This is a genomic window from Micromonospora sp. M42, assembly GCF_000568915.1.
In the GTDB taxonomy this organism is placed as follows: Bacteria; Actinomycetota; Actinomycetes; order Mycobacteriales; family Micromonosporaceae; genus Micromonospora; species Micromonospora chalcea.
Map to the genome: position 1 here is coordinate 5,806,068 of NZ_KK037233.1, position 19,898 is coordinate 5,825,965.

General features: G+C 73.3%; 22 protein-coding genes and 1 riboswitch. Of the genes, 10 read left to right on the forward strand and 12 right to left on the reverse strand.

Features of this window, described 5'->3' with window-relative positions:
* Positions 1–65: 65 nt before the first annotated feature.
* Positions 66–1,244 (forward strand): acyltransferase family protein, encoded by a 1,179-nt coding sequence (locus tag MCBG_RS26825; protein ID WP_043329018.1) that lies wholly within the window; start codon positions 66–68, stop codon positions 1,242–1,244.
* A gap of 6 nt (positions 1,245–1,250) precedes the next feature.
* Here MCBG_RS26825 and MCBG_RS26830 read toward each other — a convergent pair whose 3' ends face one another.
* Positions 1,251–2,030, reverse strand: a complete 780-nt coding sequence (locus MCBG_RS26830) for a DUF4097 family beta strand repeat-containing protein (protein WP_043331022.1) — start codon at positions 2,028–2,030, stop codon at positions 1,251–1,253.
* Positions 2,031–2,132: 102 nt separating this feature from the next.
* On the opposite strand from MCBG_RS26830, the gene recO reads away from it, so the two are divergent.
* The 4 genes from recO to MCBG_RS26850 all read left to right on the forward strand — a co-directional run bounded on the left by recO (position 2,133) and on the right by MCBG_RS26850 (position 4,417).
* Positions 2,133–3,005 carry a DNA repair protein RecO gene (recO, locus tag MCBG_RS26835; RefSeq protein WP_043329020.1) on the forward strand — a complete coding sequence of 291 codons (873 nt, stop codon included), beginning with the start codon at positions 2,133–2,135 and terminating at the stop codon, positions 3,003–3,005.
* On the forward strand, positions 3,002–3,814 hold the full coding sequence (locus MCBG_RS26840) for an isoprenyl transferase (RefSeq protein ID WP_043329022.1): 813 nt from the start codon (positions 3,002–3,004) through the stop codon (positions 3,812–3,814). The genes recO and MCBG_RS26840 overlap by 4 nt, the downstream gene beginning before the upstream one ends.
* Positions 3,815–3,884: 70 nt before the next feature.
* Entirely contained in the window at positions 3,885–4,070 is a 186-nt protein-coding gene (locus MCBG_RS26845) for a hypothetical protein (protein WP_013287960.1), read from the forward strand.
* 122 nt (positions 4,071–4,192) lie between these two features.
* Positions 4,193–4,417 (forward strand): hypothetical protein, encoded by a 225-nt coding sequence (locus tag MCBG_RS26850; RefSeq protein ID WP_043329023.1) that lies wholly within the window; start codon positions 4,193–4,195, stop codon positions 4,415–4,417.
* Between the two features lie 15 nt (positions 4,418–4,432).
* Here MCBG_RS26850 and gndA read toward each other — a convergent pair whose 3' ends face one another.
* Positions 4,433–5,875 (reverse strand): NADP-dependent phosphogluconate dehydrogenase, encoded by a 1,443-nt coding sequence (gene gndA / locus MCBG_RS26855; protein WP_043331024.1) that lies wholly within the window; start codon positions 5,873–5,875, stop codon positions 4,433–4,435.
* Positions 5,876–6,219: 344 nt separating this feature from the next.
* On the opposite strand from gndA, the gene MCBG_RS26860 reads away from it, so the two are divergent.
* Complete coding sequence (locus tag MCBG_RS26860) at positions 6,220–6,513, forward strand: hypothetical protein (protein WP_043329025.1); 294 nt, start codon at positions 6,220–6,222, stop codon at positions 6,511–6,513.
* Positions 6,514–6,701: 188 nt separating this feature from the next.
* Here the strand turns inward: MCBG_RS26860 and MCBG_RS26865 are convergent, their stop codons facing one another.
* The 4 genes from MCBG_RS26865 to MCBG_RS26880 all read right to left on the reverse strand — a co-directional run bounded on the left by MCBG_RS26865 (position 6,702) and on the right by MCBG_RS26880 (position 11,028).
* On the reverse strand, positions 6,702–7,886 hold the full coding sequence (locus tag MCBG_RS26865) for a DDE-type integrase/transposase/recombinase (protein ID WP_083297081.1): 1,185 nt from the start codon (positions 7,884–7,886) through the stop codon (positions 6,702–6,704).
* A 227-nt stretch (positions 7,887–8,113) separates the two neighbouring features.
* Complete coding sequence (locus MCBG_RS26870; protein WP_043329026.1) at positions 8,114–8,914, reverse strand: energy-coupling factor transporter transmembrane component T family protein; 801 nt, start codon at positions 8,912–8,914, stop codon at positions 8,114–8,116.
* Positions 8,911–10,329, reverse strand: a complete 1,419-nt coding sequence (locus MCBG_RS26875) for an ABC transporter ATP-binding protein (RefSeq protein ID WP_043329028.1) — start codon at positions 10,327–10,329, stop codon at positions 8,911–8,913. The genes MCBG_RS26870 and MCBG_RS26875 overlap by 4 nt, the downstream gene beginning before the upstream one ends.
* 108 nt (positions 10,330–10,437) lie before the next feature.
* Positions 10,438–11,028: an ECF transporter S component gene (locus tag MCBG_RS26880; RefSeq protein ID WP_043329029.1), complete on the reverse strand. Its 591-nt coding sequence runs from the start codon at positions 11,026–11,028 to the stop codon at positions 10,438–10,440.
* A gap of 75 nt (positions 11,029–11,103) precedes the next feature.
* Positions 11,104–11,210: riboswitch (TPP riboswitch) on the reverse strand.
* A gap of 76 nt (positions 11,211–11,286) precedes the next feature.
* Between MCBG_RS26880 and MCBG_RS26885 the strand changes: the two genes are divergently transcribed.
* From MCBG_RS26885 to MCBG_RS26900, 4 genes are all read left to right on the forward strand, one after another.
* Complete coding sequence (locus MCBG_RS26885; RefSeq protein WP_181373732.1) at positions 11,287–12,123, forward strand: alpha/beta fold hydrolase; 837 nt, start codon at positions 11,287–11,289, stop codon at positions 12,121–12,123.
* Positions 12,120–12,869, forward strand: coding sequence for a sugar isomerase domain-containing protein (locus MCBG_RS26890; protein ID WP_030503141.1), 750 nt, complete (start codon positions 12,120–12,122; stop codon positions 12,867–12,869). Before MCBG_RS26885 ends, MCBG_RS26890 begins: the two co-directional genes overlap by 4 nt.
* Positions 12,870–12,960: 91 nt before the next feature.
* Positions 12,961–13,464, forward strand: coding sequence for a DUF6328 family protein (locus MCBG_RS26895; RefSeq protein ID WP_043329032.1), 504 nt, complete (start codon positions 12,961–12,963; stop codon positions 13,462–13,464).
* A gap of 108 nt (positions 13,465–13,572) precedes the next feature.
* Positions 13,573–15,546 (forward strand): acyl-CoA dehydrogenase family protein, encoded by a 1,974-nt coding sequence (locus MCBG_RS26900; protein WP_043329034.1) that lies wholly within the window; start codon positions 13,573–13,575, stop codon positions 15,544–15,546.
* A gap of 401 nt (positions 15,547–15,947) precedes the next feature.
* Here the strand turns inward: MCBG_RS26900 and MCBG_RS26905 are convergent, their stop codons facing one another.
* The 6 genes from MCBG_RS26905 to MCBG_RS26930 form a co-directional block, all read right to left on the reverse strand.
* Positions 15,948–16,553, reverse strand: a complete 606-nt coding sequence (locus MCBG_RS26905) for a hypothetical protein (protein WP_043329035.1) — start codon at positions 16,551–16,553, stop codon at positions 15,948–15,950.
* A 52-nt stretch (positions 16,554–16,605) separates the two neighbouring features.
* Complete coding sequence (locus tag MCBG_RS26910) at positions 16,606–16,908, reverse strand: ArsR/SmtB family transcription factor (protein WP_030503145.1); 303 nt, start codon at positions 16,906–16,908, stop codon at positions 16,606–16,608.
* 43 nt (positions 16,909–16,951) lie between these two features.
* On the reverse strand, positions 16,952–17,827 hold the full coding sequence (locus MCBG_RS26915; protein WP_043329036.1) for a metal ABC transporter permease: 876 nt from the start codon (positions 17,825–17,827) through the stop codon (positions 16,952–16,954).
* Between the two features lies 1 nt (position 17,828).
* Entirely contained in the window at positions 17,829–18,593 is a 765-nt protein-coding gene (locus MCBG_RS26920; RefSeq protein WP_043329038.1) for a metal ABC transporter ATP-binding protein, read from the reverse strand.
* Positions 18,590–19,537, reverse strand: coding sequence for a metal ABC transporter substrate-binding protein (locus MCBG_RS26925; protein ID WP_043329040.1), 948 nt, complete (start codon positions 19,535–19,537; stop codon positions 18,590–18,592). The genes MCBG_RS26920 and MCBG_RS26925 overlap by 4 nt, the downstream gene beginning before the upstream one ends.
* An 88-nt stretch (positions 19,538–19,625) precedes the next feature.
* Complete coding sequence (locus tag MCBG_RS26930) at positions 19,626–19,889, reverse strand: DUF6703 family protein (protein WP_030503149.1); 264 nt, start codon at positions 19,887–19,889, stop codon at positions 19,626–19,628.
* Between the last annotated feature and the right edge of the window lie 9 nt (positions 19,890–19,898).

Sequence of the window (19,898 nt, forward strand, 5' to 3'; positions counted from 1 at the left end):
GTTTCGCGGTGTCCGGGAGCAGGGTAGGGACCATTGTCTCTGCCCCCGGACCCCGCCGCGAGCTGATGCGAAACCGCTATCTGGACCTGCTGCGCTTCCTGGCCATCCTCCGAGTCGTCACGTACCACGTCACCGGCTACGCCACGCTCACGCTGGTGTTCCCGGCGATGTCGGTGATGTTCGCCCTGGCCGGGTCGCTGATGGCCGCGTCGCTGGACCGCAGCGGGGTGGGCGCGGTCGGGCGGCGGCTGCGCCGGCTGCTGCCGTCGCTGTGGGTGGTCGCCGCCGTCTTCGTGCCGGCCATGCTGCTCACCGGGCTGGCGTTCGGCCCGAAGGTGCTGCTCTGGCTGTTCCCGATCAGTGACCCACCGGCCAACTACTGGGGCGGGCTGGCGCTCAGCCCGATCTGGTACCTGCGGGACTACCTGTGGTTCGTGCTCGCCTCACCGTTCGTGCTGTGGCTGTTCCGCCGGGCGCCGCTGCCCACGCTGGCCGCGCCGTACCTGCTCCTGGTCGCGATCGAGGCCGGCATCCTGGCGAACCCGCCGACGGTGCTGCGCGAGTTCGGCCTCTACTTCGGCGCCTGGCTGCTCGGCTTCGCCCACCACGACGGGCTGCTGCGCCGGATGCGCAACCGGGTGCTGCTGCCGGTGGCCGCCGTCGTCGGCGCGGCCGGCCTGGCCTGGATCTTCACCCATCCCGGCCCGCGCGGGTACGACATCAACGACATCCCGCTCGGTAACGCGCTCTGGTCGGCCGCGTTCATCCTGGTCGCGATCGGCCGCGCGCCGGCCGGGGTGACCTGGGTCGACCGCGTGCCGGCGCTCGGCCGCGCGGTGACGGTGGTGAACCGGCGGGCGCTGACCATCTACCTCTGGCACATGCCGTTCGTGGTGGCGCTCACCCCGCTCGTCGGCCTGGTCGGCTGGTCGCCACGCGACCCGGTCGGCCTGTGGCTGCGGGTGGGGCTGGTCTTCGCGCTGGTCGGCGTGGTGACGCTGATGGTCGGCTGGGTCGAGGACGTGGCCGCCCGGCGTACCCCGGAACTGCTTCCCGGCAGGCCGCGGCGGACCGTGGCGGAGCGGGCGGCGGCCGCCCCGGCCAGCCCGGCTCCCGCCGGCGCCCAGGACGGGCTGGTGGGCGCCGGCGCCCGGATCCCGTCGCCGCGCCGCGCGGTGGACCGGGCGGACGACCCGCCGCCGGGCGCGGGCGGCCACCGGCGGGACGCCCCGGCCGCCGACTGACCGCGCTCAGCGGCTGGTGACCGTCACGTTCCCGCTGGTGGCGGAGACGTCCAGCAGCACTGACGCGCCCGGGTCGTCGGTCACCGTCACGTCGGTGTCCCCGGATCTCGCCTCGGCCCGCACCCGGTAGCGGCCGGCCGGCACGGCCAGGTCCACGTCCCCGCTGGTGGCGTGCAGCCGGGCCGGAGCGGGCTGGTCCAGTTCCACGACGACGTTGCCGGAGGTGGTCTCGGCGTCGACCGCGGAGGCGAGGCGCCGGGCCTCGATGTCGCCGGAACGGGCCCGCAACCGCACCGGGCGGGCCGCCTCGACCACCCGGATGTTGCCGGACGTGGACGACGCGCGGACCTCTCCGGTGGCGCCCCGGATGGTCAGGTCGCCGGAGCTGAGCGTGAACTCCACCGCCCCGATCTCGGTCAGGTCGACGTTGCCCGAGGCGGTCCCGCCCTTCACCGCCACGCCGGGCGGCGCGGTCACCTCCCAGGAGATGCTGCACCGGTGACCGCAGTCGGTGGGCAGCACGAGTTCGTCGCCCTTGATCTCGTACCGGCTGGTCGGCTCGTCGCCCTGGTAGCGGACGACGCGCTTGATCCGTACCTGGTCGGCCGGGCCGTTGGCCCGGACCACGACGTCCCCGGAGCCGTCTTCCGTCACGGTGATCCGGGTGATCTTCGCCTGCTCGGTGTGGTCGTAGTCGAGCCGGCGGAACGAGAGGGTGTCACACCCGGAGAGAACGATGAGCGTGGCGGCAGCGGTCGCGGCCACCGCGGTACGGAGCGAAGCCATGGCCAGCACACTAGGTCCGGCCCGGCGCCCGGCACATCGGGGATCGCCCGCCGGTCCACCCCGAGCCGACCCTGAGATCGCACCCGGAGGGAGAATGGCCTGATGGCCGGGTACCGCCGACAGCTCTACCGCGACGACGCGGTGGTGTTGCGTGTGCAGAAGCTGGGCGAGTCCGACCGGATCATCACGCTGTTCACCCGCCGGCACGGCCGGTTGCGCGCGGTGGCCCGGGGCGTGCGGCGCACCACGAGCCGGTTCGGCGCCCGGCTGGAGCCGTTCGGGCACGTCGACCTCCAGCTCGCCGGTGACCCCAAGGGCAACCAGGGCAGCTCGCTGCACACCGTCAGCCAGGTCGAGGCGATCGAGCTGTACGGCAAACGGTTCCTCGGCGACTACCCCCGCTACACGGCCGCCAGCGCGATCGCCGAGACCGCCGAGCGGCTCACCCCGGTCGAGCGCGAACCGTCGCTGCGGCTGTTCCAGCTCACCCTCGGCGCGATGAAGTCGTTGGCCCGCGGCGAGCACGCCACCACGCTGGTGCTCGACGCGTACCTGCTGCGCGGCATGGCGTTCGCCGGCTGGGCGCCGGCGCTCGCCGCCTGCGCGGTCTGCGGCGAGCCGGGCCGGCACCGCGCGTTCTCCGTACCGGCCGGCGGCGCCGTCTGCCCGGACTGCCGGCCCCCCGGCGCCGCCCACCCCGCGCCCGCCACGCTGGAGCTGATGTCCGCGCTGACCTCCGGCGACTGGGGGTACGCCGACGCGGCCGAGACCGGCGTACGCCGGGAGTGCAGCGGGCTGGTCGCGGCGCACCTCCAGTGGCATCTGGAACGCGCGCTACGCTCGCTGCCGCTGGTCGACCGGGGCGCCCCGGCGGCCGGCGCGGTCCCGTCGCCCGGCGGCGCGGGACCGGATGTGGCCCCGCCGCGCTCCGGCGCCGGGCCCGTCGCCGGTGTGAACAGGGAGATGACCGAGTGATCCGATCGACGAGGGCGACCCGCCGCGAGCCGGTCCCGCCGACCCCGCACCCCTCCGGGGCCCGTCCGCCGGCGCTGCCGCCCGCCGCGGTGCCCCGGCACGTCGCCATCGTGATGGACGGCAACGGCCGCTGGGCCAAGGAGCGCGGCCTGCCCCGCACCAAGGGGCACGAGCAGGGCGAGCACAGCCTCTTCGACACCGTCGAAGGCGCGATCGAGATGGGGATCCCCTACCTGTCGGCGTACGCGTTCTCCACCGAGAACTGGCGGCGCTCGCCCGACGAGGTCCGCTTCCTGATGGGCTTCAACCGCGACGTCATCCGTCGCCGCCGCGACCAGCTCGTCGACCTGGGCGTACGGGTGGTCTGGTCGGGCCGCGCGGGCCGGCTGTGGAAGAGCGTCATCTCCGAGCTGCAGACCGCCGAGGAGATGTCGCGCGGCAACTCGACGCTGACGCTGCAGTTCTGCGTCAACTACGGCGGCCAGGCGGAGATCGCCGACGCCGCCGCCGGGATCGCCCGCGACGTCGCCGCCGGCAAGCTGGACCCGGCCAAGGTGAACGAGAAGACTGTCGCGCGGTACCTCTACCACCCCGAGGTGCCCGAGGTCGACCTGTTCCTGCGCCCCTCCGGCGAGCAGCGCATCTCCAACTTCCTGCTCTGGCAGACCGCGTACGCCGAACTGGTCTACCTGGACACGCTCTGGCCCGACTTCGACCGCCGCCACCTCTGGTACGCCTGCGAGCTGTACGCCCAGCGCGACCGCCGCTTCGGCGGCGCCCTGCCCAACCCGGTCGCCCCGGGCGCCTGAGGGGGCAGGCTTACCGGCGCGCCGCTCTGGGTACCGATACCTCCAGACAGCAAACGCGGAGGTGAACCACATGATTCAGAAGCGGATCGCGCAGTGGGCGGTCATGGCGGTCGCCGTGCCGCTGGCGGCGGCCGGCGCGCGCCGGCTCAGCCACACCCTGGAGGCCCGTCGCGGCCCGTCCGGGGTGAGCCGTCTGCTGACCAAGGGCGCCGACCTGATCCGGCCGCAGAAGGCCAGGCGTCGCCGGTTCTTCTGACCTGCGACGTCGGCCCGACCGGTACGCCCCGCATCCGGCTTTACCGCCGGGCGCGGGGCGTTGCGCTCTACGATCGGCGCAGGGGCGCGCCGCCGGGTGCGCGCCCGCCACGGGGGTGGAGGATGCGCGATCTCCGGTACGAGATGACTGCTGCCCTGGCCGCCGCCGACCTGGTGGAACCGGACCGCCGGGACGCGGTCGCCGGGCTGTGCGCCGAGCTGGCCGAGCGGTGGTGCGCCGAACTGGGGCACACCCCGGCGGTCCGCTCCGGCGAGATCGGCGAACTGGCGGCCGGCGAGCCGGCGGCCGGCTGGGCGCCCGACCCGCACGCCCAGCGGGCCTGGTGAGGTGTCCGGCCGGGCTCACGCCTCCACTTCGGAGCGGTCGCCCGCCCAGAGCGTGTGGAACGAGCCGTCCCGGTCCACCCGGTGGTAGGTGTGCGCGCCGAAGTTGTCCCGCAGCCCCTGGATCAGCGCGGCCGGCAGCCGCTGCGCCCGCAGCGCGTCGAAGTAGGCCAGCGACGACCCGAAGGCCGGTGCCGGCACGCCCGCCCGGGCCGCGTCGGCCACCACCCGTCGCCAGGCCGGTACGCCGGCGCTGACCCGCTCGGCGAACCACGGCGCGACGAGCAGCGTCGCCAGGTCCGGCTCCGCGTCGTACGCCTCGCGGATGCGGTCCAGGAAACCGGCCCGGATGATGCAGCCACCCCGCCAGATGGTGGCCGTGCCGCCCAGGTCGATGTTCCAGTCGTACTCCCGGCTGCCGGCGCGGATGTGGTCGAAGCCCTGCGCGTACGCGACGATCTTGCTGGCCAGCAGCGCGCGGCGCACGTCCTCGACGAACGTCTCCCGGTCGTCCACCTGCCACTTCTCGCCCGCGTCGGCGAACACCCGGCGGGCGGCCTCGCGCTGGCCGGCGTGCCCGGACAGCGACCGGGCGAACGTGGCCTCGGCGATGCCGGTGATCGGAATGCCCAGGTCGAGCGCGCTCTGCACGGTCCAGCGGCCGGTGCCCTTCTGCTCGGCCTGGTCGAGCACCACGTCGACGAACGCCTGACCGGTTGCCGCGTCGGTGTGGCCGAGCACGTCGGCGGTGATCTCGATGAGGAACGACCCCAGCTCGCCGCCGTTCCACTCCCGGAAGATCTCCGCGATCTCCGCCGGGCTCGCCGACAGACCGGCCCGCAACAGGTCGTACGCCTCGGCGATGAGCTGCATGTCGGCGTACTCGATGCCGTTGTGCACCATCTTCACGAAGTGGCCCGCGCCGTCCGGCCCGACGTGCCGGCAGCAGGGCTCGCCGTCCACGTGCGCGGCGATCTTGGAGAAGATCGGCCCCAGCTTCTGGTACGACTCGGCCGACCCGCCGGGCATGATGCTCGGGCCGAGCAGCGCGCCCTCCTCGCCGCCGGACACGCCGGTGCCGACGAAGTGCAGCCCGTGCGCGCGCAGCGCCTCCTCCCGGCGGCGGGTGTCGGCGAAGTGCGCGTTGCCGCAGTCGACGACGATGTCGCCCTCCTCCAGCAGCGGGACCAGCTCGTCGATCACCGCGTCGGTCGGGGCGCCGGCCTTCACCATCACGATCACCGCGCGGGGCCGCTCCAGCGAGCCGACGAAATCCGCGAGCGACTCCGACGGCACGAACGTGCCCTCGTCGCCGTGCTCGGCGACCAGGCTGCGGGTACGTTCCGGCGACCGGTTGTGCACCGCCACGGCGAAGCCGTTGCGGGCCAGGTTCCGGGCCAGGTTGCGGCCCATCACCGCCAGACCGGTGACCCCGATCTGCGCCGTCGCCTGCTCTGCCATGCGTACCGCCACCTCTCGTCCGTACTGCCGTGCTGCGACCGTATCGCGGCCGTCGAGGATGTGGGCCACGGTGTCCACAGGGTGTGACCGGTGGGTGGCCGTACGTCCCTCGGCTTAATTCGGCTGCGGGACTCGCCGGTGGCGCGATAGCGTTGCCGCATGCGTATGTGACGCCCCACCTCCGAGCCCGGTCCACCGCCGCGAGTGCCGTGGACCCGTCCTGCTCCGGGCGTCCGCATCCTTCCCCGCCACCGTCGGTCGCGGTGTCTGTCGTGATCGGAATGCGCCGGAGCCCTCGCTCGGCGCGTCCCGGTCGGCGCGCCCGCACGACAGGAGGCCCGCGAATGCCCGCGAAGCGCAATCCGAAGAAGTCCCGCAAACAGTCCTCGCCGCAGGTGACCGCGCCGGCGCTCGACGCGCTCACCGCGCCGCCCGCAGTGGTGCTCCCGACGGAGCCGGTGGCGTCCGCCGTGTCCCTGGACGCGGCGCCGCATTCGGCGTCACCGGAGACTCCGGTCCTGCCCAGCGCGCCCGCGACGCCGCCCCGATCCGGCCCACCGGCAGGGCGGCAGGCCCGGGTCACCGGGCGCAGCCAGCGCGCCGGCCAGACCCGCTTCTACGCGTTCCGCCGGAGCTGACCGGCAGGCCGGTTCCCGTCGCCCGCTGCCCGGGCAGGCCCCTCATCCGGGTCCTTGCCCGGGCAGCGTTTCTCCTTCCCGCCGCTCGCCCCCACCGCCGGTGTCCCTAGAGATCTTGGAAGATTTCGGCCCCTATAGGGACTGTCATGTCCCGGGACATGTGTCAACGGGAAGTCCCGATAGATGTGTCAGGGGTTGTGGATCGTGGGGGTGGGGGTGAGGGGGATGTAGTTCTTGTCGGGGTTGAGGTGGAGGTAGCCGATGGGTTGGCCGTCGGGGTGGTAGATGGTGACGTGGTTGTTGTCGCGGATGGCGGTGACGGTGGTGCCGGCGTGGGTGGTGCCGACGCTGGTGCGGTGTCCGGCGACGGCGATGGCGCCGTTGCTGGCGACGGGGCAGTGGTGCAGGGTGGCGTCGGTTTGCAGGGGTGGGCTGGTGGGTCCGCCGAGGGTGGGTGCGTGGGTCCAGGCGTGGGCGGGTGTGGTGCGGTGGGGTAGGGCGCTGTGGCGGCGTTGGGTGTTGTAGTAGCGGCGGTAGGTGTCCAGGAGTGTTTGCAGGGCGGTGAGGGTCTGTGGTGGGGGTTGGGTGCTCAGCCATTTTTTGAGGGTTTGGTGGTGGCGTTCGACCTTGCCGCAGGTTTGTGGGTGGTAGGGGCTGGAGTTGATCGGGCGGGTGCCGTGGTCGATCAGGGTCTGCACGAAGGTGGAGATTGATCCGGGTCGGGTGCGGCGGCTGGTGAACGCGATGCCGTTGTCGCTGAGCACGATGGCCGGCACGCCGTAGGCGGTGAACGCCTGTCTGATCGCGGTGATCGCGGCTCGGGCGGTCTCCGCGGCGGCGGCGTGGCAGGCGACCAGGGTGCGGGTGCAGTCGTCCAGGACGTCGAAGACGACGACAGTGCGGCCGTCGGCGAGTTTCACTTCGGTGGCGTCGATCTGATAGCAGTCGCGGGGCCGGGCATAGCTGAAACGCCGCCACGAGCTACGCGGTCGTTTAGCCGGAGTAGCCACGAGCAGGTCATGCCGGGCCAGCACCCGGTTGACCGTCGAGCGTGACGGCACCGACCAGGACGCGTCGGTGCGCCGGCGCACATCGTCCAACGCGTCTCGGATGAAGTCAGCCCCGTTGTCCGGGCCCAGTTCAGCGCGCAGTTTGCAGATCCACGCGTCCACCTCCGGCGGCGTGACCCGCGGACTGGTACGCGGCCGCCGGGATCGTTCCTGCCACTGACCCTCGGCCCGGATACGTGCGCGGTGCCGGTACACCGTGCGCACCGACACCCCGTGCTCACGCGCGAACTCGGCCGCGTTCACCCGAACCCCCGCCGCCAGCAGCGCGTCCAGCAGGTTCATCACATGCCGCCGAGAAGCCATGCCCGGCAGCACATACCACCCGACCCAAGATCCCTACCACGTGACACATGTATCGGGACTTCAACGCTGACAGATGTCATGGGACTGAACAGCCCCTGGAGGGACCATTTCCTACCAAGATCTTCCCCGACGCCGGTCGATCATGAAGTTGGCGGCGACAAAACGGGCAACCCGTGCCGTCAACTTCATGATCAACGGGGGCGGGGCGGGGCGGGGCGAGGGTGGGGTCAGCCGATCAGGGGGCGGAAGGTGCCCAGGGCGATGCTTGTCGCCAGAGCGGCGGCGGCCAGGAGGGCCGCTCCCACGACCAGCAGCGTGTCCGCGCCGGTGAAGCGCTGCGGGCGGGCCACGGTGCGCGGCGTACCCGCGTCGAAGCCCCGGGCGTCCATCGCGACGGCGAGCCGTGTACCGCGCCGGATCGCGCCCACCAACAGCGTGAACGCGGTCGACCCGAACAGCCGCAGCTTCGCCACCGGATTGCGGCCGGCGTCCACGCCACGGGCCCGCCGGGCCATGCTGATCATCCGCCACTCCTGCTCCAGCAGCGGCACCATCCGGAACGCGGCCAGCGCGCCGATGGCGAACCGGGCGGGTGCCTTCGCGTTCTGGATCAGCGCGTCGGCCAGGTCGGTCGGGTCGGTGGTGGCGAACACGACGATGCCGGGCAGCGCCACCGCGAGCATCCGCAGCACCAGGCCCAGCGCCGTGACGAGCACCCCTTCGGTGACCAGGACCGGCCCGGCCTGGAGCAGCACCGGGCCGGAACGGTCGGCCGCGAAGAGCACAAGCGTGACCAGGATGCCGACGGCACCGGCGAGCAGCGGCCAGGCGCGGCGGGCCAGCACCCGGTAGCGGACGCCGAACAGCGGCAGCACCGCGAGTTCGACGGCGATGGCGACGGCCGGGGCCACCGGATCGAGCGTCGCCACCAGGATCAGCGTGAACACCATCGCGGCGGCCAGCTTCGCCACCGGGTTGCGCCGGGCCAGCGGAGCGCCCGGCGCGGCGACCGGTTCGACGTTGATCACGAGGACGCCCCCAGGGTGAGCGTCCGGTCGGCCAGCGCGGCCACGAAGTCCTCGTCGTGGGTCACCGCCACCACGCCGTGCCCGGCGTCGCGCAGCTCGGCGAGCAGGTCGATCAGTTCCAGCCACGTGCGCCGGTCCTGGCCGAACGTGGGCTCGTCGCAGATCAGCAGGCGGGGCGCGGTGGCCAGGGCCGTCGCCACGCTCAGCCGCCGCGCCTCGCCACCCGAGAGGGTGTACGGGTTGGCGCCGGCCAGCCGGTCCAGCCGCAGCCGCTCCAGCAGGGCGTCCACTGTGGCGCTGACCGCTGCCTGGGGCTGCCCGGTGCGGCGCGGGCCGAGCGCCAGCTCGTCGCGGACGGTGGCGGTGACGAACTGGTGTTCCGGGTCCTGGAACACCGAGCCGATCCGGCGTACCAGCGCGGGCGCCCGCCAGCGGTACGGGGAAGTGCGCGCGTCCCGCCCGGCCAGTTCCGCCGACGCGGTGACGCCGCCCGTGCCGGGTTTCAGCAGGCCGCCCAGGAGCAGCGCCAGCGTGGACTTGCCGGCCCCGTTGGGGCCGAGGACGGCGAGCGCCTCGCCGGCGCGTACCCGAAGATCGGTGGGGTCGAGCCGCGGCGTCAGGCCGAGCCGCTCCGCGGTGAGCAGCACGTCGCCGGGCGGCGTGGTGGCGTGCCGGGGTGGCGTGACGTGGCCGGGTACCCAGACCCCGGCGGCGGCCAGCGCGTCGCCGTGCGCGGCGAAGACCGCAGCGGGCGGCCCGTCGGCGCGCACCCCGCCGCCCGGTTCCAGCACCACCACGCGGTCGACCAGCGGCAGCGCCTCGGTGACCCGGTGCTCCACCAGGACCATCGTGGTGTCCGTGTCGAGCGCGTCCGCGACGGCCCGGCGGATCAGCGCGGCGCCGGCCGGGTCGAGGTTGGCGGTGGGCTCGTCGAGCAGCAGCAGTCCGGGGCGCAGCGCGAGCGTGCCGGCCAGGGCGAGCCGCTGCTGCTCGCCGCCGCTGAGCGCGGCGGTCGGGCGGTCCCGGTCGTACGGGAAGCCGACCCGGCGCAGCGCCTCGTCGACGCGGGGCCAGATCTCCCCGGCGGGCACGCCCCGGTTCTCCAGCCCGAACGCGACGTCGTCGCCGGAACGGGCCATGACGAGCTGGGTCTGCGGATCCTGGAACAGGATGCCGACGCGCTCGCGGGCCTTGCGCGGGTCCAGCCCGTCGATCTCGACGGTGCCCTCCTGCTCGCCGGAGTCCTCCGGCAGCAGCCCGGCCAGCGCCGCCAGCAGCGTGCTCTTACCGGCGCCGGAGGGTCCGAGCAGCAGCACCCGCTCGCCGCTCTCCACGCGCAGATCCACCCCGCGCAGAGCCCAGCGTTTCCGTCCCCCGTGCCGCCACCCGAACCCCCGCAGCACCACCCCGCTCACCGCCCACCACCCCCTCTCCCGGCCCAGCCTGCGTGATCAAGGAGTTCGCGTCCGGAAAACCGTGCCCGGCGGACGCAAACTCCTTGATCACCGGGGCGGGGCGAGCCGTCAGACCAGGGCTCGGTCGCGGCCGGCGGGGAAGCGGTCCAGGACGCCGGTGTTCGCCAGCGCGCGGGTGAGGGCCACCGCACCCAGGCCGGCCACCAGCAGACAGCTGAGCACGCCGAACGCGATGTAGGGCAGCCGGAACGTCGTCCAGCTCGTGCCGGGGTACCAGTAGAGGGCGTCGAACAGCGTGGCGAAGAGGCCGCCGCACGCACCGGCGAGCGCCGCCGTGAGCGGCCGGTAGACGCGGTACCGGGTGGCCGCGAAGACCGCCTCGACGCCCAGGCCCTGCACCGCGCCCTGGAGGATCGCCATCGCACCGTAGGGGGAGCCGAGCAGCACCGAGACCGCCGAGGCGACCGTCTCGGTGAGCAGGGCCGCCCCCGGCTTGCGGACGATCAGCGCGCTCAGCACAGCCGGGATGAGCCAGACGCCGTACATGACCGACTGGAGCGGGGCGAAGAAGGCGAACGGCCCGTCGCTGCCCTTCCAGAGGATGTTCCAGAGCTGGAACACGACGCCGAAGGTGACGGCGATGACCGAGGCGACGACGATGTCGACGGTACGCCAGCGGTTGCTGTCGGTGTGGTTCACGGTTGGCTCCCAGTTCGTCGAGGTGAACCAGGAGAAGACGCACGCCGCGCCCGGTGGTCACCGGACGGCGACGCGGCTGGAGGTCGACCGAACTCCCTGCGCTGGCATTACCCAGATCAGGTTCGAGGGTCTGCGGGCACCGGCCCGCACTCTCAGCGCTGTGCGCTCCCCTGTCGGATGTGAAGTTGTCTCGTCGCAGACGCTAGCACCGACCACGGGCCCCGGCCCAGCAGGGCGAGTGTCGGTATGGTGGCGATCATGCTGGTGGATGCGCGGGGACTGACGTTCGAGGTACGCGCCGGCGGCCCCGAGGGCGGTGACCCGGTCCTGCTGCTGCACGGCTTCCCGCAGCACTCCGGCGAGTGGGACGCGGTGACGCCCGCGCTGCACGCCGCCGGGCTGCGCACGTACGCGCTCGATCAGCGCGGCTACTCGCCCGGCGCGCGGCCGGCGGACGTCGGGGCGTACCGGATTCCGGAGCTGGTGGCCGACGCGGCCGGCGTGCTGGATTCCCTCGGGGTGACCCGCGCCCACCTGGTCGGCCACGACTGGGGCGCGATCGTGGCGTGGGGTCTGGCGGCGGCGCACCCGGAGCGGGTGCGGACGCTGACCGCGGTGTCGGTGCCGCACCCGGCCGCGATGGGGCACGCGCTCGCCACCGACCCGCGGCAGAAGGTCAAGTCCGCGTACATAGCGTTGTTCCGTAAGCCCGGTACGGCGGAAAAGGTGCTGCTGGCGTGGAACGGTGCCACGCTGCGCAAGCTGCTCAGCGGCGTGGGCGACGCCGGCGCGGTGGCCCGGTACGCCGAGCCGATGCGCGAGCCGGGGGCGTTGACGGCGGCGCTGAACTGGTACCGGGCGATGACCGGGGCGGACATGAAGGCGGTCGCCCCGGTCGGGGTGCCCACCACGTTCGTCTGGAGCGACAAGGACGTGGCGATCGGCCGGACGGCCGCGCAGGCGTGCGCCGCGCACGTCACAGGTGACTACCGATTCGTGACGCTGCCCGGCGTCAGCCACTGGATCCCGGACGAGGCGCCCGGCCCGCTGGCCGAGGCGATCCTCGCCCGGTGCGCAGGAACGGAGGAGGCATGACGGTGAGCGCCGAGGCGTACCTGGCGGTGGTGACCGAGACGATCGGCCGGGTCGCCGCCGAACAGCGGCGCAACGTGGCCGACGCGGCCGACCTGATCGCGGCGGCGCTGCGCGCCGATGGTGTGGTGCACGCGTTCGGCACCGGGCACTCCGAGGCGCTGGCCATGGAGATCGCCGGTCGGGCCGGCGGGCTGGTGCCCACGAACCGGATCGCGTTGCGTGACCTGGTGCTGGTCGGCGGCGACCCGGCCGACGTGCTCGGCCCGAAGCTGGAACGCGACCCGGCGGTGGCGCACCGCCTCTACGAGCTGGCGCCGATCCGGCCGCAGGACGTGTTCGTGCTCGCCTCGAACTCGGGCGTGAACGGGGCGATGGTCGAGTTCGCGTCCATCGTGAAGGAACGCGGGCACGGCCTGGTGGCGATCACGTCGGCGCAGCACTCGGCCCGGATGACGTCGCGGCACCCGTCCGGCCGCAAGCTCGCCGACTTCGCCGACGTGGTGCTGGACAACGGCGCCCCGTACGGCGACGCCACGCTGCCGCTGCCGGGCGGCGGCGCGGTGGGCGCGGTCTCGTCGATCACCGCGGCGCTGCTGGCCCAGCAGATCGTCGCCGAGGTGGTGGCCCGGCTGGTCGCGGCGGGGGAGCGTCCGCCGGTCTACCTGTCCGCGAACATCACCGGCGGCGACGAGCACAACGCCGAGCTGGAGGCACGGTACGCGGGGCGGATCCGCCGCGGTTCCTGAACCGGTTTCGTGATCATCCGTACGGGGCACAGGCGGTCCTGCCGGTGGGCGTTCACCCGCCGGCCGTGCCGTCTCCCGGGGAGGTCCGCGAGTGTCGAAGGAATCCGAGAAGCAGCGCTGGCAGCGCAACTTCGCCGATCTGTTGCAGGAGCTGCGCGTCGCGCAGACCGGCGTGCAGATCCTGTTCGCCTTCCTGCTGACGCTGCCGTTCAGCGCCGGGTTCGACCGGACCACCGAGTTCCAGCGTGACGTCTACATCCTGGCGCTGCTGACCGCCGCCGCCTCCGCCGCGATGATCATTTCTCCGGTGGCGTTCCACCGGGCGCTGTTCCGCCAGGGCCGCAAGCCGGAACTGGTGCGCTTCGCCCACCGGATGGCCACCGGCGGCCTGTTCTTCATGCTGATCGCGATGGTCAGCTCGGTCCTGCTGGTCTCCGACTTCGTGCTGGACCGGCCGATCGCGTTCCTGCTCAGCGCGCTCACCGGCCTCTGGTTCCTGATCTTCTGGGCGATCCTGCCGTTCAGCCGCCGCAACTGGGGCGACGACGACATCGACGACGAGGACGACGACCCGCAGACGCTCACCGGCGGCTGACCGTCCGCCAAATCGGACGTGCACGCGGCGCTACCCCTGGGTAACACCCGGGGGTAGCGTCGTTTTCGTCGAGCGCGTCGACGCAGCCGGACCGACGAGGAGGCAGCCGTGACCACGACACAGAACAGCCGGCCCGAGTCCCCCGACGGCGCGGGGCCGCTGCCCGGAGAGGCGGGCCAGGTCACCGAGAAGGAGGCCCGCCAAGTCGCCGAGGCGGCCCGCGAGTCGGCCTGGGACCGGCCCAGCTTCGGCAAGGAGTTGTTCCTCGGCCGGTTCCGGCTCGACCTGATCGACCCGTGGCCCCGCCCCGACCCGGCCGAGGTGGCCCGTGCCGACGAGTTCCTCGGCTCGCTGCGGGCGTACCTGGGGTCCGAGGTGGACGGTGAGGCGATCGAGCGGGACGCGCGCATCCCCGACGAGGTGTTCCACGGACTGGCCGGGCTGGGCGCGTTCGGCATGAAGATCGACCGCAAGTACGGCGGACTGGGGCTGAGCAACCTGCACTACTGCCGGGCGCTGATGCTCGTCGGCTCGGTGAGCCCGGCGGTCAGCGCGCTGCTCTCCGCGCACCAGTCGATCGGCGTGCCGCAGCCGCTGAAGATGTTCGGCACGCCCGAGCAGAAGGACCGGTTCCTGCCCGGGCTAGCCGCCGGTGAGGTTTCCGCGTTCCTGCTCACCGAGCCGGACGTCGGCTCCGACCCGGCCCGGCTCGCCACCACCGCCGAGCCGACGGCGGACGGCACCGGCTACCGGCTCAACGGGGTGAAACTCTGGGCCACCAACGGCACGCTCGCCACCCTGCTCGTGGTGATGGCCCGGGTGCCGGCCGGCGAGGGGCGGCGCGGCGGCATCACCGCGTTCGTGGTGGAGGGCGACAGCGACGGCATCACCGTCGAGCGGCGCAACTCCTTCGTCGGGCTGCGCGGCCTGGAGAACAGCCTCACCCGCTTCCACGACGTGTTCGTGCCGGCCGAGAACGTGATCGGCGGCGAGGGCAAGGGCCTGAAGATCGCGCTGACCACGTTGAACACCGGCCGTCTCTCGCTGCCGGCGATGTGCGTGGGCGCCGGGAAGTGGGCGCTGAACGTGGCCCGGGAGTGGGCGGCGGACCGGGTCCAGTGGGGCCGACCGGTGGCCGAGCACGAGGCGGTGGCGAAGAAACTGTCGTTCATCGCCGCCACCACGTACGGCATGGAGTCCATGCTCGACCTGTCCTGCATGCTCGCCGACGACGACCGCAACGACATCCGGATCGAGGCGGCGCTGGTCAAGCTCTACGCCAGCGAGATGGCGTGGCGGATCGCCGACGAGCTGATCCAGATCCGCGGCGGACGCGGGTACGAGACGGCCGACTCGCTCGCCGCCCGGGGCGAACGGCCCGCCGCCGTCGAGCAGCTCCTGCGTGACCTGCGGATCAACCGGATCTTCGAGGGCTCCACCGAGATCATGCACCTGCTGATCGCCCGCGAGGCGGTCGACGCGCACCTGTCGGTGGCAGGCGACATCATCGACCCGGACGCCGGGCTGGGCCGCAAGGCGAAGGCAGGCGCTCGGGCCGGCGCCTTCTACGCGAAGTGGCTGCCCACGCTCGCTGTCGGCAAGGGGCAGACGCCCGGGGCGTACCAGGAGTTCGGGCCGCTGGCCGGGCACCTGCGCCACGTCGAGCGGACCTCCCGCAAGCTGGCCCGGTCGACGTTCTACGCGATGTCCCGGTGGCAGGGGAAGATGGAGCGTAAGCAGGCGTTCCTCGGCCGGGTGGTGGACATCGGCGCGGAGCTGTTCGCGATGAGCGCGGTCTGCGTCCGGGCCTACGCCGAGCGGGACGCGCACCCGGAGAACGTCGAGCTGGCCGACCTGTTCTGCCGTCAGGCGCGGCTGCGCGTCGACGAGCTGTTCACCGGCCTGTGGTCGAACACCGACTCGGTCGACGTGGCCGCCGCCAAGCGGATCGTCGCCGGCCGGTACGCCTCGCTGGAGGACGGCGTCCTCACGCCGCCCGCCGACCTGCCGTGGGTGGCGCGCTGGGAACCGGGGCCGTCCACCGCCGAGGACGTGCGCCGCCGCATCCCGCCGGCCCGCTGACCAAACCGCTACGCCTCGGCGCGCCCGCGCGGCGGTCGTCGTCCGCCGGTGCGGTGCCGGGTTCCGGCGTGCTGCGCCTGCGGACGGCACCGTCCGTCGGCCCACGCGGAGTCCGGCGACTGCCCGGCCGCGCAGGAACTTCGGCCGCGCCCCACCGGTCTCCGTTCCCGAACCGGGGGAGCGAGCTGGTGTCGCGGCGTGGCCCGGGCCCGTGGCCGTGGTGCCGGACCTGCGGCGTGCCGTCGGACCGGCGGTCCTCAGGCGGGGCCAGCGACCCGTTACGCGGTGTCACGTGGTGCCAGAGGAAGGACTCTGTGTTGGCGTTATGCCTCTCAGTCATAAATATGACTCAGAGGCATAACGCCGAGAAGTGCATCAGCCGGGAGCCGGGAGCCGGGACGTCAGCGGCCGCCGCGCAGCCCCAGCCCGCGCAGCTCCAGCGCGGCGAGCGCGTCGACGGTCGCGTCGTCGCCGCGCCGCCACGCCTCGGCGACGTCCGGCGCGATCCGGTTCAGCTTCGACAGCGGCTGACCGGCCAGCGCGCGCAGCGCCAGCAGGTCCCGGCCGGCCGGCGCGCCGGCCAGGGCCTTCGCCGCGCCTGCCCGGCGCATCCAGCGCACCCGCAGCGGCAGCCAGCCGAACAGCACCAGGCCGAGCGGGAACACCAGCACCGCGATGGTCAGCCCGAGCGCCAGCTGCCCGACCAGCTCCTGCTGGTCGCGGCCGGCCTCGGCTACCGCGCGCGCGGCGTCGGCGGCCCGGGTGAACGGCGCGGTCAGCTCGTCGCCGACCAGCGGCACGCGGCCGACCTTGCCGCCGGCGTCGGCCAGGTTGTCGGCGAGGCCACCGCCGGCCCCCTCCAGCTTCTGCCCGGGTACGGCGAGCTTCTCGACCACGTCGTGCAGCCACAGCGCGAAGCGGATCGCCGCGTACACCCAGGCGACCACGAGCAGGTCGGTGAGGCACTGGCGGGCGGCGGTGGGAAAGCGGTCGGCGTAAATCTTCACGCCGGACAGCCTGCCACGGCTCGGCCCTGCCGGCACGAGACAGTTTCGCGCCTCAGGAGGGCCCTTCCCCGGCGTGGCTGACCGCGTCCGCCACGATGTGCGCGACGTGGTCGTCCACCAGGGCGTACGCGATCTCCCGGCCGCGCCGCGACCCGCGTACCACCCCGGCGCCGCGCAGCACCCGCAGGTGCTGGGAGACCAGCGGCTGTGGCGCGCCGAGCTTCTCGACCAGCTCGTGCACGCAGCGCTCGCCCTCGGCCAGCTCGCTGACGATCGCGAGCCGGATCGGGGCCGAGAGCGCGCGCAGCAGGTCACCCGCGCCCTCGAAGGCGTCGTACCCGTTCGTGCCGGTCACCCTGTAACGGTAACCAATCCCAGCTGCGTCAGCCGGTAGGGCCTCATCCGAGCAGCACCTCGTGCTCGGCGGGCTCGACCGGCGGCGCGGCCCGGTCGCTCCCGCTCCGGCGTCGCAGCGCCCGCACACCGGCCGCGCCGAGCGCGACCAGCAGGAACGAGCCGATCGCCACCAGCACCACCGACGCGCCGGGGGCGGTGTCCGCGGTGGCCGCCACCCAGACGCCGGCGCCGGCGGCGAACAGCCCCAGGGCCATGGCCGCCGCCATGGTGGACCGGAAGCCCCGGGTCACCTGCTGCGCGGTGGCCACCGGCACCACCATCAGCGCGCTGATCAGCAGCACCCCGACCGCCCGCATGGCGATGGTCACCGTGATCGCGGTGCCGACCGCGATGATCAGGTTCAGCGCGCGTACCGGCAGGCCGGAGACGCGCGCGTACTCCTCGTCGTGGCAGACCGCGAACAGCGCCGGGCGCAGCACCAGCATGGTCACCAGCAGCGCCGCGCCGAGCACGCCGATGGTGACCAGGTCGCCCTGCGAGGTGGTGGTCAGCGACCCGAACAGGTACGCGTTGAGCGCCCCGCTGCTGGCGTCGGAGAGCCCGACCAGCACCACGCCACCGGCGATGCCGCCGTAGAACAGCAGCGCCAGCGCCAGGTCGCCGGAGGTGCGCCCGTACGCGCGGACCAGCTCGATGACGATCGCGCCGAGCGTCGCGGCGATCACCGCCACCAGCACGGGGGAGCGGTTGAGCAGCAGGCCGGCGCCGACGCCGGTGAGCGCCACGTGCCCGATCCCGTCGCCGATCAGGGCCAGCCGCCGCTGCACCAGGTAGATGCCGAGCGCCGGCGCGGCCAGCCCGATGATCAGCGCGCCGACCAGGGCGCGGAGCATGAAGTCGTACTGGAAGAGGTCCATCTCAGATGCCTGTCCAGAGCCGGGCGGGCTCCTCGTCGCAGTGCGGGTGCACGTGCTCGTGGTCGGGGTCGGCGTGGTGGCCGGCGGGTTCCGGCACGGCGCCGTCGTGGGCGATGCCGCCCTGGTGCACCACCACGGCCCGGCTGATCAGCGGGCGCAGCGGGCCCAGCTCGTGCGCGACGAGCAGCACCGTCCCGCCGCCGTCACGGAACGAGCGCAGCGCCCCGGCGAACGCCTCCTGGCTGGCCGCGTCCACCCCGGCGGTCGGCTCGTCGAGCACCAGCAGCTCCGGCCCGCCGGCGAGCGCGCGGGCGATCAGGGTGCGCTGCTGCTGGCCGCCGGAGAGCGTGGACACCGGGTCGCCGACCCGGTCGGCGAGCCCGACCGCGTCCAGCGCCGCCGCCACCGCCTCCCGGTCCGCCCGTCCGGCGGGCCGCAGCACGCCGCGGCGGGCCAGCCGCCCGGACGCCACCACCTCGCGTACGGTGGCGGGCACTCCGCTGCCCGCGCCGAGCCGCTGCGGCACGTACCCGATTCGGTGCCACTGCCGGAAGCGGCGCTGCGGCGTGCCGAACAGGGCGACCGACCCGGTGCCGACCGGCACCAGGCCGAGCGCGGCGCGCACGAGCGTCGACTTGCCGGAGCCGTTGGCGCCGAGCACGGCGACCACCTCGCCGGCGGTCACTGTCAACGAGACGTCACGCAGCACCGGGCGGCCGTCGTAGCCGACTGTGGCGTGCGCGATCTCGATCACGGGTGGGGTCATGAACAGTCCAGAGCGGTTCGCAGGGTCTGCAGGTTGGTACGCATCGCGGAGAGGTAGTCGCCGTCGGCGGGCGGGCCCTCCAGCGGGTCCAGCACCGCCGTCTTCGCGCCCACCTCACGCGCGATCGTCTCGGCGACCTTCGGGCTGACCAGCGTCTCGAAGAAGATCGTGCCGGCCTGGTGCTCCCGGGCCTCCTCGGCGACCTCGGCGAGGCGCTGCGGCGACGGCTCGGACTCAGGGGTGAGCCCGCTGATGCCGATCTGCTCCAGTTGGTAGCGCTCGGTGAGGTAGCCGAACGCGGTGTGGCTGGTGACGATCTCCCGGCGCTTGCAGGTGCGCAGGCCGTCGGCGTACTCGGTGTCCAGCTTCGTCAGCTCGGCGCGCAGCGCGCCCGCGCGGGCGGTGTAGTCGGCGGCGTGCTCCGGGTCGGCCTTGCCGAGGCGCTCGGCGAGCTTGTCGCCGATGGTGGCCAGCCGGGTCGGGTCGAGCCAGACGTGCGGGTCCTTGCCGCCGCCCTCCCCGGAGTGCCCGGCCTCGCCCTCGTGGTCGTGGTCGTGGCCACCGGCGGCGGCGTCGCGCAGCGGTGTCACGCCCGCCACGTCGAACGCGCGGTCGCCGCCGTTCTGCTCCACCGCCTCGTCCACCGCCGGCTGGAAGCCGCTGAGGTAGACGACCACGTCGGCGTCGACGACCTGGCCGACCTGCCGCGGGTTGAGTTCCAGGTCGTGCGGCTCCGCGCCGGGCTTGGTCAGGTTGCTGACCGAGACCGTGTCGCCGCCGATCCGCTCGGACAGGAACTGCAGCGGGTAGAACGCGGCCACCACGCCGACCTTGCCCGGCTCGCTCGCGGCGCCGGTGCCGTCCGCGCAGGCGGTCAGGCCGGCGGCGGCGAGCAGGGCGGTTGCGGTGGCGGTCAGGACACGGCGGGGTGCGCGAACGGTCATGGGCTCAACTGTCCGCGACAACGAAAACTATTGTCAAAAACGCATGATTGCATGTCAGCGCAGGTCAGCTCGGCTCTGCTTCCGTACGTCAGCCGACCATGAGCTTCGCCAGCGCCACCGCGATCAACAGGGTGAGCATCACCAGCCGGAACATCCGGGTCGCCGGCGCCTGCACCGGCCAGGTGACCGACATCAGCCACACCAGGCCGCCGGCCAGCGCCAGCAGCAGGACGCCGCCCGCCGGGCCGGGCGCGAAGAGGCCGACCAGCATCAGGGCCAGTACGGCGAGGAACACCGCCGTCGGGTTGAGCCGTGCCAACCGGGACAGCACGGGACTCTGCGTACGCTGCATGCCACAAAC